Annotated in this window: 15 protein-coding genes; 10 read left to right on the top strand and 5 right to left on the bottom strand. The window is 70.2% G+C overall.

Annotated elements, in window-relative coordinates:
• The first annotated feature begins 108 nt into the window (after nt 1-108).
• On the top strand, nt 109-246 hold the full coding sequence (locus BXU09_RS20865; RefSeq protein WP_168174551.1) for a hypothetical protein: 138 nt from the start codon (nt 109-111) through the stop codon (nt 244-246).
• 64 nt (nt 247-310) lie between these two features.
• Entirely contained in the window at nt 311-736 is a 426-nt protein-coding gene (locus BXU09_RS03240; RefSeq protein ID WP_078300553.1) for a uracil-DNA glycosylase, read from the top strand.
• A 57-nt stretch (nt 737-793) separates the two neighbouring features.
• Here BXU09_RS03240 and mqnB read toward each other — a convergent pair whose 3' ends face one another.
• Entirely contained in the window at nt 794-1,510 is a 717-nt protein-coding gene (gene mqnB, locus BXU09_RS03245) for a futalosine hydrolase (RefSeq protein ID WP_078300554.1), read from the bottom strand.
• Nucleotides 1,511-1,567: 57 nt separating this feature from the next.
• Between mqnB and BXU09_RS03250 the strand changes: the two genes are divergently transcribed.
• From BXU09_RS03250 to glmU, 5 genes are all read left to right on the top strand, one after another.
• The gene (locus BXU09_RS03250) at nt 1,568-2,296 is read left to right on the top strand and encodes an SDR family oxidoreductase (RefSeq protein ID WP_078300555.1); all 729 of its coding nucleotides are present in this window, start codon (nt 1,568-1,570) and stop codon (nt 2,294-2,296) included.
• 226 nt (nt 2,297-2,522) lie between these two features.
• Nucleotides 2,523-2,753 carry a twin-arginine translocase TatA/TatE family subunit gene (locus BXU09_RS03255; RefSeq protein ID WP_055363530.1) on the top strand — a complete coding sequence of 77 codons (231 nt, stop codon included), beginning with the start codon at nt 2,523-2,525 and terminating at the stop codon, nt 2,751-2,753.
• 10 nt (nt 2,754-2,763) lie between these two features.
• Nucleotides 2,764-3,552, top strand: a complete 789-nt coding sequence (gene tatC / locus BXU09_RS03260) for a twin-arginine translocase subunit TatC (RefSeq protein WP_078300560.1) — start codon at nt 2,764-2,766, stop codon at nt 3,550-3,552.
• A gap of 129 nt (nt 3,553-3,681) precedes the next feature.
• Nucleotides 3,682-4,608, top strand: a complete 927-nt coding sequence (locus BXU09_RS03265) for a prolipoprotein diacylglyceryl transferase (protein ID WP_078300563.1) — start codon at nt 3,682-3,684, stop codon at nt 4,606-4,608.
• A 112-nt stretch (nt 4,609-4,720) separates the two neighbouring features.
• Nucleotides 4,721-6,169 (top strand): bifunctional UDP-N-acetylglucosamine diphosphorylase/glucosamine-1-phosphate N-acetyltransferase GlmU, encoded by a 1,449-nt coding sequence (gene glmU, locus BXU09_RS03270; RefSeq protein WP_078300564.1) that lies wholly within the window; start codon nt 4,721-4,723, stop codon nt 6,167-6,169.
• Nucleotides 6,170-6,225: 56 nt separating this feature from the next.
• Here the strand turns inward: glmU and BXU09_RS03275 are convergent, their stop codons facing one another.
• Together BXU09_RS03275 and rnhA are read right to left on the bottom strand one after the other, a co-directional pair.
• Nucleotides 6,226-7,608, bottom strand: coding sequence for an MFS transporter (locus BXU09_RS03275; RefSeq protein WP_078300566.1), 1,383 nt, complete (start codon nt 7,606-7,608; stop codon nt 6,226-6,228).
• Nucleotides 7,609-7,731: 123 nt separating this feature from the next.
• The gene (gene rnhA, locus BXU09_RS03280) at nt 7,732-8,178 is read right to left on the bottom strand and encodes a ribonuclease HI (protein WP_221592292.1); all 447 of its coding nucleotides are present in this window, start codon (nt 8,176-8,178) and stop codon (nt 7,732-7,734) included.
• 149 nt (nt 8,179-8,327) lie between these two features.
• Between rnhA and BXU09_RS03285 the strand changes: the two genes are divergently transcribed.
• The 3 genes from BXU09_RS03285 to BXU09_RS03295 are packed head-to-tail and all read left to right on the top strand — an operon-like array spanning nt 8,328 to nt 10,190.
• Nucleotides 8,328-8,789, top strand: coding sequence for a DUF4870 domain-containing protein (locus BXU09_RS03285; RefSeq protein ID WP_078300569.1), 462 nt, complete (start codon nt 8,328-8,330; stop codon nt 8,787-8,789).
• A 33-nt stretch (nt 8,790-8,822) separates the two neighbouring features.
• Nucleotides 8,823-9,578 carry a PIG-L deacetylase family protein gene (locus tag BXU09_RS03290; RefSeq protein ID WP_078300571.1) on the top strand — a complete coding sequence of 252 codons (756 nt, stop codon included), beginning with the start codon at nt 8,823-8,825 and terminating at the stop codon, nt 9,576-9,578.
• 48 nt (nt 9,579-9,626) lie between these two features.
• Nucleotides 9,627-10,190, top strand: coding sequence for an SRPBCC family protein (locus BXU09_RS03295; RefSeq protein ID WP_078300572.1), 564 nt, complete (start codon nt 9,627-9,629; stop codon nt 10,188-10,190).
• A 61-nt stretch (nt 10,191-10,251) separates the two neighbouring features.
• Here BXU09_RS03295 and BXU09_RS03300 read toward each other — a convergent pair whose 3' ends face one another.
• Both BXU09_RS03300 and BXU09_RS03305 read right to left on the bottom strand, forming a co-directional pair.
• Nucleotides 10,252-10,689: a thioesterase family protein gene (locus BXU09_RS03300; RefSeq protein WP_078300573.1), complete on the bottom strand. Its 438-nt coding sequence runs from the start codon at nt 10,687-10,689 to the stop codon at nt 10,252-10,254.
• Nucleotides 10,686-11,000, bottom strand: coding sequence for a hypothetical protein (locus tag BXU09_RS03305; RefSeq protein ID WP_078300574.1), 315 nt, complete (start codon nt 10,998-11,000; stop codon nt 10,686-10,688). The genes BXU09_RS03300 and BXU09_RS03305 overlap by 4 nt, the downstream gene beginning before the upstream one ends.
• Nucleotide 11,001 lies beyond the last annotated feature (1 nt).

The raw sequence follows: 11,001 nt of genomic DNA on the forward strand, positions 1-11,001 counted from the left end.
AACGGCCGGGCTTACAGGGGGGTCGCCTGGGCTGGACGGCCGGGCGGGGGGCGGGAGTCGCAAGTGTGACTTAAGGCCCGGCCCGGCGGGGTGCCGTAGGCTGGGGGCATGATCAAGTACCGTCGTCAGAACCCGCTGGAGCCCGAGAAAGATGCCGAGATCAGCGTGAACCTCACCCCGCTGCTGTTCTTCGTGGTGGGGTTCCTGGCGGTGCGGGCCGTGATCCGCACGGCGCAGCGCGGCTGAGGGTCCGGCAGGCCGCCCGTCGGGTGGGCGGCGGGAACGACCCTGGCGCGCTACTCTGTCGGGCATGACTGATCCCGCTCCGCAGCAGTTCAAGAGTGCCCAGAGTGGCCGCCTGGTGGTTCCCGGCTGGATGAACCTCGTGCCGAACCGCGCGGACGCCGTCGAGATCCAGCTGGACGTGGCCAGCGCCGACCTGAACCGCGTGCAGGCGAGCCTGCTGATCGAGTACTGGGCGACGCCGGACGACCTGACCCTGCAGAGCGTGCTGCCGGTGCGGGCGTTCACGGCCGCGCCGGAAAGCTGGTGCGCGTTCGTGCCGGCGCAGGGGCGCGTGCTGGTGCGCGCCATCGACCCGCAGCCGAACCCGCCGGTCCTGGCGAGCCACTGGATCAACGTGGACCCCGCCACGCCTCCCGGCACGACCGTGAACATCACCGTGAACTTCCCGGCGCAGGTGACGCCGGTGCAGTCGCTCCTGAACCCCAACTGAACTGACCCGCCGCAGCGCGCCGTTCCCTTCGTGCGGGGCGGCGTGCTTGTCGTGCGTTCAGTCGAGCAGGGTCAGCAGCGCGGCCTCCACGCCCCGGCGGGTCGCGGCCAGTGCCTGCGGGATGCGCCACGCGGCGCGGTCGCGGGGGCCGACGGGGTTGCTCACGCCGCGCACTTCCAGGCTGGGCACGCCCGCCAGCAGCGCGGCGTGCGCCACCCCGGCCCCCTCCATGCCCTCGGTGAGGGCGCCGGGGTACCGGGCCTGGAGGTGCCGCGCCGCCGCGTGGTCGCCCGTGACGCTGCCCAGCGTCAGCAGCGGCCCCAGCTGCGCCCCGGCGCGCGCGGCGACCTGCGCGGCCTTCTCCCAGGCGGGAAAGTGCCCGGCCTGCACATCTGGATCAGCGTGGGGTTCAGGTGACTCCAGTGGTCCGGGCAATACGGACAGGCCCAGCGCCGTGAAGTTCAGGAACTGCCCGTCGTCCCAGGCGCCCAGGTCCGCCTGGATGATGCGGCTGGACACCGCCAGGTCGCCCGGCGCGAGGCCTGAGGCGGGGTACGCGCCGCCGATCCCGGCGCTGATCGCCAGGGCGTACGGGGCGCTCAGCAGGGCGCGTTGCGTGGCGAGGGCGGCCGCGACCGGCCCCACGCCGCTGACCGTGACCTGCACGCGCAGCCGCTCCCGGAACGCGCCGGTCAGGGGGGTCAGGTGCGCGGCCTCGCCGGGCGTGGCGACCACGATCAGCGCGGCCAGGAGTGTGGAGTCCGGGTGGGTCATGCGGGCAGGGTAACGCGGCGGGCGTAGGTGGACGGGGGCGGGTGTACCCTGGTGGGTATGACGCTGTTTCGACTGGACGGCAGGCGCGCGCTGGTGACGGGTGGCAGTAAGGGGATCGGGCTGGCGGCAGCGCACGACCTGATCCGCATGGGGGCGCACGTGACGGTCGCGGCGCGCGGCGAGGACGCCCTGAAACGCGCCGCCGACGCCATCGGGGCGCGCTGGGTGGTCGCGGATGTCAGCACCCCGGAGGGTGTGGCGGCGGCCGTGGCGGCGGCGGGTGACGTGGACATCCTGGTCAGCAACGCGGGCGGCCCGGCGGCCGGACTGCCCAGCGGCGTCAGCGAGGACGCCTGGGCGCAGGGCTTCCAGACGACCTTCATGAGCACCGTGCGGCTGGCGAACGCCACCGTGCCGGGCATGCGTTCACGCGGCTGGGGGCGGGTGATCGCCATCACGAGCCTGACGGTGGGCCGCCCCTCACCCACCCTGCCGGTCAGTAACGCGTTGCGGGCCGGGGTGACCAATTACCTGCGGACGCTGGCGCTGGAGGTCGCCCCGGACGGCGTGACCTGCAACACGGTCGCGCCCGGCTACACCGCCACCGAGCGGCTGCGGCAACTGCACGCCGACCCGCAGGACGCGCAGAAGCTCGCGGCGCGCATCCCGGCCCGGCGCTTCGGCGAGCCGAACGAGGTGGCGGCCGCCGTGGCGTTCCTGGCCTCGAAGGAAGCCGCGTACATCACCGGTCAGGAACTGCTGGTGGACGGTGGCTGGAGCATCTGACGCCCAATACATGCGCCGCCCTGCACGGCTTTTACGCTTCCCTGACCGTCCCCCATTAAGGTTTGATAGGTAAGCTGCGTCTGATCCGATTCGGGCGTCATCGCATACCTTCATGTCAGAGGAGCTTCCGCCCGGCCACGAGGCCGGACGCTTCGGACCCCCCTTCCCTACCCCCGACCTCATTCACCCGTGGCCGCGCACCTGCCCGGCCCGCAAGGAGCCACTCATGGGACCCCTCGAAATCATCCTGATCGTTGTCGTCATCGCCCTGATCTTCGGCGCCCGCAAACTCCCGGAGCTCGGCAAGGGCCTGGGGCAGGGCATCAAGGAATTCAAGAAGGAAACGCACGAACCGGTCGTGCCCGTCACGGACGTCGCCTCGCGTCAGCTGGACCCCGTGACGGGCGCGCCCATCGTCACCGAGCAGGCCGCGCCCGTCACCGAACGGCGCAACTGAGGACCGGGCCGTGAGCGCCGATCCGAACGCCAACCTGAAAAGCGCGCCGCTGTTCGACCACCTGGACGAACTGCGTAAACGCATCGTGATCAGTGTGATCTTCCTGGCGGTGGGACTGGTCGTGGCCTTTCAGTACCGCGTGCAGCTGATCAACCTGACCAAGGTGCCGCTGAACGCCAGCGAGCAGTACCGCGGCGGAGATGTGGAGGTTGTCACGCAGGGCCTGACCGACCAGTTCGTGCTGTCGCTGAACATCTCGTTCTGGGCCGGGTTCGCGCTGGCGTTGCCGTTCATCCTGTCGCAGGTGTGGGCGTTCATCGCGCCGGGCCTGTACGACCACGAGCGGCGCTGGGCGCTGCCGTTCATCATCGGGGCAGGCTTCTCGTTCATGGGCGGCGCGGTGTTCGGGTACTACCTCGTCCTGCCGACCATGGTGGGGTTCCTGCTGGACTTCCTGGCCGGAACGGTCACGCCGCTGCTGAACCTGCGCGATTACATCGGGACAGTCACGACGTTCCTGATCGCGTTCGGGCTGTCGTTCGAACTGCCGATCCTGTCGGTGATCCTGACCCGCATCGGGATCGTGAATCACACCATGCTGCGTAAGGGCTGGCGCATCGCGCTGATCGTGATCATGATCTTCGCGGCCGTCATCACGCCCACCCCGGACCCCACCAGCATGCTGATGGTCGCCGTGCCGCTGTACGTGCTGTACGAACTCGGCGTGATCCTGTCCCGCGCGTTCCGCCTGCCGCCCATCGAGGAGAGCACCGACGAGACGCCCGCCCTGGGTCTGTAATCCTCACCGCCCCCTCTCCCTGGCGCGTTCAGGCTCGCAGCAGCCGGACGCGCCTCTTCATGCCGGGCAGGTGCCGGGCGCTGTGGCCCGGACCCCGGCGGGCAGAAAGCCCTAGACTGCGAGGCACGTATGGATCCTGTATTTCTTCAGATAGGCAGTTTCACGATTGCCTGGTATGGCGTGCTCATCACGCTCGGCATCGTGGCAGGCGTGTGGGTCGGCACGAAAATGGCGCGCGAACGCGGCCTGGACGTGGACCTCTTCAACGACATGATTCTCTGGATGATCATCTGGGGACTGGTGGGCGCGCGGATCGTGTTCGTGGCGACCTCCTGGAACCAGTTCGAGAACACGCCGTTCCCGCGCGTGCTGCTGGACATCGTGAACCTCCGGCAGGGGGGCATCAGCATTCACGGCGGCCTGATCGGCGGGATTCTGGTCATGCTGTACTACGCGCGACGCAAGGGCATGGACTTCTACCGCTACGCGGACCTGTGCGTGCCCGGCGTGGCGTTCGGGATCATCGGTGGGCGCATCGGGAACATCATGAACGGCACGGACACCGTGGGCCGCGTGACCGGCTGGCCGGTCGGCTACCGCTGGCCCGACAGCGCCCGCGCCTTCCATGACGGCATGTGCGTGCGCAACCCCAACGCGGACCTGGACCTGTCGCAGTACTGCCAGCAGATCGGCGGGCAGATGGTCATGACCGCCCCCGTTCACTTCGCGCAGCTGTACGGCGTGATCATCGGCGTGATCCTGTCGGTCGCGGCGTACTTCTGGCTGCGCAGCCGCATTCCCGGCTGGGCGTTCTGGCAGTTCTGGCTGTGGTACTCGGTGCTGCGCGCCGGCTGGGAGGAAACCTTCCGCCTGAACCCCCTGTCGCCCAAGGCGTACCTGGACCAGGGTCTGGACGCCCCCGGCATCGGCCTGTTCACCGACACGCACGTGATCAGCATTCCGCTGATCCTGATCAGCATCTGGATGCTGGTGCGCCTGCGCCGCCAGGGTGCGCCCGCCGCGGCGCCGGCCGACACGACCCTCAAACCTTCCTGACCCGCACGCACGCAGGGGCCGCCACGTTGAACGCGTGGCGGCCCCTGCTGCTGTGATGGGCCACGCGCCCTGACCGCGAGAGTGTGGGGCCGCTGGTACACTTGGCGGCGGTATGACTGATACGAACCGTCCGCTGGACGTGGTGATCCTGGCCGCCGGTCAGGGCACGCGCATGAAATCCTCGCTGCCGAAGGTACTGCACCCGGTCGCGGGCCGCCCGATGGTCGCGTGGTCCGTGAAGGCCGCGCGGGAACTGGGCGCCCGGAACGTGGTCGTCGTGACCGGGCACGGGGCCGAGGCGGTCGAGGCGGCCCTGGCCGGGAGCGGCGTGGTGTTCGCGCGCCAGGAGCAGCAGCTGGGCACCGGGCACGCGTTCCTGGCGGGCATGGACGCCCTGGACGACCACCGGGAGGCGGACGTGCTGGTGCTGTACGGCGACACGCCGCTGCTGCGCACCGAGACGCTGCGCGACCTGCTGGCCGACCACCGCGAGCGTAGCGGGGCGTTCACGGTCCTGACCGGTGTGCTGCCGGACGCGACCGGGTACGGCCGGATCATCCGGGACGCGCAGGGGAACGTGGAACGCATCGTGGAGCAGAAGGACGCCACGCCCGAGGAACGCGCCGTGGGTGAATTCAACTCGGGCGTGTACCTGATGGACGCCCGCGCGAACGAACTGGCCCACCGCATCACGAACGAGAACGCCAGCGGCGAGTACTACCTGACGGACCTGCTCGGCCTGTACCGCGCCGAGGGGGCCGAGGCGCACGCGTTCCGCCTGAACGACCCGGACGAGGTCATGGGCGCCAACGACCGCACGGGGCTGGCCGAGGCGGAGAACATCATCCGGGCGCGCATCACGCAGGCGCACATGCGGGCCGGGGTGACCATCCACATGCCGGAGACGGTGTACATCGAGGACACGGTCGTGCTGGGCCGCGACGTGACCCTGGAGCCCGGCGTGATCCTGCGCGGCGACACGCGCGTGGCGGACGGCGCCCAGATCGGTGCGTACTCGGTCATCACGGACAGCGTGCTGGAAGAGGGTGTGATCGTGAAGCCCCACAGCGTGCTGGAAGGCGCGCAGGTGGGCGCCCGCAGTGATGTGGGGCCGTTCGCACGCCTGCGCCCCGGCACGGTGCTGGGCGAGGCGGTGCACATCGGGAACTTCGTGGAAACCAAGAACGCCCGTCTCGCGCAGGGCGTGAAGGCCGGGCACCTCGCGTACCTGGGTGACGTGAGCATCGGCGACGAGACGAACGTGGGGGCCGGGACCATCATCGCGAACTTCGACGGCGTGAACAAACACCCCAGCCGCATCGGGGCCGGCGTGTTCATCGGCAGTAACTCCACCATCGTCGCGCCCCGCGTGATCGGGGACGCCGCCTTCATCGCGGGCGGCAGCACCGTCCACGACGACGTGCCCGAGGGAGCCCTGGCCGTCGCGCGCGGCAAGCAGCGCAACCTCGAAGGTTGGTCCCACCGCTACTGGAGCGGCCTGCGCGAGAAGGTGCAGACGAAACTGCCGTGGCTGGCCGGTTGGCTCGACCGGCAGGGCTGAAGAACGGAATATGAAGGGGGGACGCCGACCGGTGGCGTCCCCCCTTCATGCTGGATTCACGCCGTGAGGGGCGGCGCTTCGGGCAGCGGGTCCTCCACGCGGCGCAGGTGCGGGTTCAGGAGTTGCGCGCTCGCCAGGACGGCCATCAGCACTCCGGACCACAGCAGGATCGACCCGGCCCCACCGTGCGCGGCGAGCAGTCCGGCCAGCGCGGTACTGAGCGGCGCGGTGAACTGCGCGATCAGTCGGCGCACGCTGAACACCCGGCCCTGCAGTTCCGGCGCGACCTGCGCCTGCCAGATGCTCTGCGAGTGCGCGTTCATGATCGGCGTCATCACCCCGAAGGCCAGCACGCACGCGGCCGTCAGCGGCAGGCTGCCCGCCACGCCGCTCAGGGCGTGCGCGGTTCCGGCGGCGATCATGGGCACCAGCACGCCCAGCACCCGCCGCCGCTTCAGGCCGCCCGTCACGCTGACCAGCAGGCCGCCCAGCAGCCCCCCGGCACTCAGGGCCGTCCAGACGGTCGCCAGGGCCGCGCCGGTCCCGTCGGCCGGGACGCCCAGCGTGAAGCGCAGCAGCAGCGGGTGCAGGACGCCCACGCCGCTGGTCAGCAGGTTCACGCCCGCGAAGGTCAGCAGCAGGTGCAGCAGCGCGGGCCGCCGCCCGATGAACGTCCACCCGAAACGCATGTCCTGCGCCAGCGAGGGCCGGCCGCGCCCCCCGTCCCGGCGCGGCGGTTGCGGCCAGTGCAGGCGCGACACCACCAGCGCCGCCAGCAGGAACGACCCCGCGTCGATGCCCAGCGCCAGCGCCACGCCGTCCGGCAGGCCCGCCAGCGCCCCCGCCACAAGGGGCACCTCTCCCTGCCGCGCCAGGGCCGGCAACCCGATCAGCAGCGCCGCCAGCGCCGGACTCAGCAGCCCCGACAGGCTCCAGAGGGTCTGCATCATGCCGTTCGCGCGCGGCAGGCGGTCCCGCGTGACCAGCGACGAGTAACTCGTGTCGAACGCCGACCCGTGAAACGTACCCACCAGACCCAGACCCACCGTGAACAGCGTCAGCAGCCACACGGGCGGTGTGCCCAGCGTGACCATCAGCACGCCCAGCGCCAGCAGCAGCGCCCCCAGCAGGTCGCAGGTGATCATCATGCGCCGCCGATTCCAGCGGTCCGCCAGCGCCCCCGCCAGCGGAGCCCCCAGAATCGCCGCCGCGCCCCACCCCAGCCCGGTCAGGGCCAGCGCCGCCGCCAGCTCCGGCTTCTGCGCCTCCAGCGGAAAGCGGGACTGCGTCAGGTAGATATTCATGGCAAACGCACTCAGGCCGCCCCCCAGCACACTCAAGGCCTGCGAACCCCACAGCCACAGGAACGTCCGCCAGCGGGCCGCGTCCGACAGGGCGGGCGGGTCGGGCAGGGAGTCAGCAGGCGGCAGCAGGGTCATACGCCCAGCCTAGGCCAGCGCCCACCGCCGCGAATCCGCACACTGGCCGATGCACCCCCGCGCCCCTCCCCTCTACCCTGCCGGGCATGCTGCGCCGCTACCGCTGCACCCTGGGGCGCTGAGTTACTTCTGCCGCAGTTTCTTACGTTCCTGCACGGCGAGTTCGTCGACGCGTTCGTTCTCGCCGTGCCCGGCGTGGCCCTTGACCCACACGAAGGTCAGGGCGTGCGTTTTGGCCTGCGCGATCAGTTCTTCCCAGAGGTCCTGGTTTTTCACGGGGTCCTTGGCGGCGGTTTTCCAGCCGTTGCGTTGCCAGTTCAGGATCCAGCCGTCCGTGAAGGCCTTGCGGAGGTACTGGCTGTCGGTGACGACGGTGACGTGGCAGGGGCGTTTGAGGACTTTCAGGCCTTCGAGCAGGCCGCGCAGTTCCATGCGGTTGTTGGTGGTGCCTTCCTCGTGGCCGCTGAGGACGAGTTCCTTGCCTTTGCAGTTGAGGATGGTGGCCCAGCCGCCGTGTCCGGCCTGTGTGTCGCAGGCGCCGTCGCTGTACAGTTCGACGTGGTCGCCCACCACGGGTTGCGCGGGTTGAATGCCGGCCGGGAGGGCCTGGCGGTCGCGCGCGGCGTCCTGCGCTTTCTGGGCGGGGGACTTGCGGGGGGCGGGGCGGGGGCGGGTCATTGTCCGGGAACTGTAGGGAGGCGCGGGGCGTACTGTCAAGCATGAGCCGTCCGTTACCTGTCATTCCGGAACCCGACCGTACTCCGGCGATCATCACGCACCTGTCGCCGCTGGCGGGGTTGCTGCTGCCGACCCTGGGGAATGTGCTGGGGCCGCTGGTGGCGTGGCTGGCGTTCCGGGACCGGAGCAGCGCGCTGGACGAGCAGGGGAAGGAAGCCCTGAATTTCCAGCTGAGTTTCTGGCTGTACGGGCTGGTGGTGGGAGTGCTGGCGTTCGTGCTGTTCAGCGCGGGCCTGATCGGTGGGGCGGTGGGGGCGGCGGCGGGCACGCCGGACCTGGGGGCGCTGGCGTTCCTGGGGACGTTCGGGGCGTTCTTTCTGTTCTTCCTGCCGGTGATGGCGGTGCTGGGGTTGGTGCCGTTCGTGTTCATGATCGTGGCGGTCGTGCGGGTCAGTGCGGGGCAGCCGTACCGGTACCCGCTGAGCATCCGTTTCCTGCGCTGAGGAATCTGGGCGCGGGCGCGTATGCTGTGTCGCATGCGGATCATGGCTGTGTTTGCGCACCCGGACGACGAGATCGGGTGCATGGGGACCCTGGCGAAGCACGCGGCGCGTGGCGACGAGGTCATGCTGGTCTGGACGACGCTGGGCGAACTGGCCAGTCAGTTCGGGGACGCGCCTCACGCGGAGGTCACGCGGGTGCGCCGCGAGCATGGCGCGTGGGTGGCGGCGCAGATCGGGGCGCAGCATCACTTCTTCGACATGGGGGACAGCCGCATGACGGGCGGGCGGGGCGAGGCACTGCAACTGGCGCGGCTGTACGCGCGGTTCCGGCCGAACGCCGTGATCACCTGGAGTGACGATCACCCGCACCCGGATCACCGCATGACCGCGAAGATCGCCTTCGATGCGGTCACGCTGGCCCGCATTCCGAAGATCGTGAACGAGGTGGGCGGCGGGGTGGCCATGCCGCCCGCCCCGGACCTGAGCGGCGACGACGCCGTGGAAAGTGGCGAGGACGTGCGCCGTCTGGACGCGTGGCGCGAGCCGGTGCGCTTCTATCAGTACTACGCGCCGGCCAGTCCGTACCCGGAGGTCAGCGTGGACATCACGGACACCATCGACGTGGCGGGCCGCGTGATGGAGTACTACCACGACTTCTACCGCTGGCAGTGGACGAAAGAGCAGTTTCTGGAGGGCCGCGCGGGCGTGGGGCGGCTGACGGGCGTGCGGTACGCCGAGCGCTTCAACCTGCGCGTGTCGCAGCTACCGGCGCGGGCCTACCTGGACTGACCGCCCCCGCGCGGGTGCGGGCGGCTTCGCGCTACAGTGACGGTTACTATGTCCGAGTCCATCAGTATCAAGCAGACCATCGTGGTCAGGGCCCGTCCGGACGTGCTGTACCGGCTGGCGCTGGAACCCAGGCGGCGCGTCAAGTGGGACCCCAACCTCGCGAAAGCCGATTATGAGGGCGAGAACGCCCGGCTGGCGAACAACACGCTGGTGCGGTTCAAGTTCACGCGCCGCCTGCTGGGCCTGAGTTTCACCGCGAAGTACGGGCAGTTGCAGGCGCCGCAGCGGGGCGGCTGGGAGAGCGTTCGGCATGTGGGGCCGCTGGAGAAGCTCACGCAGGGCTGGGTGTTCAAGCCGATGCCCGGCGGGACCGAGGTGACGTTCAGCCTGAATGCCCGTGTCCGCTACCGCTGGGTGCGTACGCCGGTCGAGCGGGTGCTGAACAACATGGTCGCCACGACCCTGCTGGAGTTGCAGCGTACCGTGGACGCCCAGGGCGCGCAGCTGATGGAAGACATGGGCCGCGAGATGCAGGAGCGCCGCAAGGCCGAGCAGAAAGCGGCCAAGGAAGCGGCCAAGGAAGCGGCGAAGGCCGCGAAGAAGAAACGCTGAGCCCGTAAACGGCAGGCGCCCGGCACTGCAATTGCCGGGCGCCTGCCTTCCGTAAGGGCCGTCAGCCGGGGTGCAGGGCGTCCAGCGCGGCGCGCAACGCGGGTGGCAGCGGGGCGGGGCGGCGGGTGTCCCGGTCCACGTACACATGCACGAAATGCCCCTGCGCGCAGGCCGCGTCGTCCCCTTCGCGGAACACGGCCAGTTCGTAGCGGACGCTGCTGCTGCCCAGGCGGCCCACGCGCAGGCCCACGCTGAGCGTGTCTGGGAACGCGGCGGGAGCGAAGTACGCGCAGCCGCTCTCCACGACCAGCCCGATCACCGCCCCCCCATGAATGTCCAGCGCGCCGCGCGCCGCGAGGTAGGCGTTCACGGCCGTATCGAAGTACGCGTAGTACGTCACGTTGTTCACGTGCCCGTACACGTCGTTGTCCGCCCAGCGGGTCGGGGTGGGATGGTGGTACGGGTACTGTGCGCGGGTGTGCGGAACGGGGCGGGTCATAAGGACTCCCCGGCGTTCAGGAGCAGCGTGGTGCCGTCGCGCGTCCCGAAGGCCGTCCAGGGCTGCTCCGGGGTCACGTGGTACCCCTCGCCGGGGCGCAGGCGCACGAAGTTGTTCAGGGGCAGGTCCACGACCGCCTCTCCGGTCAGGCACACCAGCCAGCCGGGCGTGGCCGGGCCGGTCAGCGTGCCGCTCAGGGTCACGACCTGCACGTTCCCGCCCGGCAGCCGCACCCACTCGCCGGGTGTGCCCTGCGCCAGCCGGGGCAGGTGCAGGGCCTGGGGGGTGTCGGGGCGGGCGCGGGTCGGCACT

Origin of the sequence: Deinococcus sp. LM3, from assembly GCF_002017875.1 — a bacterium.
GTDB lineage: Bacteria > Deinococcota > Deinococci > Deinococcales > Deinococcaceae > Deinococcus.

Bases quoted from the DNA above. Each gene is read 5' to 3' on its own strand.
- BXU09_RS03285 (WP_078300569.1), top strand. From the start codon at position 8,328: ATGAGCCGTCCGTTACCTGTCATTCCGGAACCCGACCGTACTCCGGCG.
- BXU09_RS03250 (WP_078300555.1), top strand. From the start codon at position 1,568: ATGACGCTGTTTCGACTGGACGGCAGGCGCGCGCTGGTGACGGGTGGC.
- BXU09_RS03275 (WP_078300566.1), bottom strand. From the start codon at position 7,608: ATGACCCTGCTGCCGCCTGCTGACTCCCTGCCCGACCCGCCCGCCCTG.
- BXU09_RS03255 (WP_055363530.1), top strand. From the start codon at position 2,523: ATGGGACCCCTCGAAATCATCCTGATCGTTGTCGTCATCGCCCTGATC.
- BXU09_RS03295 (WP_078300572.1), top strand. From the start codon at position 9,627: ATGTCCGAGTCCATCAGTATCAAGCAGACCATCGTGGTCAGGGCCCGT.
- BXU09_RS20865 (WP_168174551.1), top strand. From the start codon at position 109: ATGATCAAGTACCGTCGTCAGAACCCGCTGGAGCCCGAGAAAGATGCC.
- BXU09_RS03265 (WP_078300563.1), top strand. From the start codon at position 3,682: ATGGATCCTGTATTTCTTCAGATAGGCAGTTTCACGATTGCCTGGTAT.
- BXU09_RS03290 (WP_078300571.1), top strand. From the start codon at position 8,823: ATGCGGATCATGGCTGTGTTTGCGCACCCGGACGACGAGATCGGGTGC.
- BXU09_RS03300 (WP_078300573.1), bottom strand. From the start codon at position 10,689: ATGACCCGCCCCGTTCCGCACACCCGCGCACAGTACCCGTACCACCAT.
- mqnB (WP_078300554.1), bottom strand. From the start codon at position 1,510: ATGACCCACCCGGACTCCACACTCCTGGCCGCGCTGATCGTGGTCGCC.
- BXU09_RS03240 (WP_078300553.1), top strand. From the start codon at position 311: ATGACTGATCCCGCTCCGCAGCAGTTCAAGAGTGCCCAGAGTGGCCGC.
- glmU (WP_078300564.1), top strand. From the start codon at position 4,721: ATGACTGATACGAACCGTCCGCTGGACGTGGTGATCCTGGCCGCCGGT.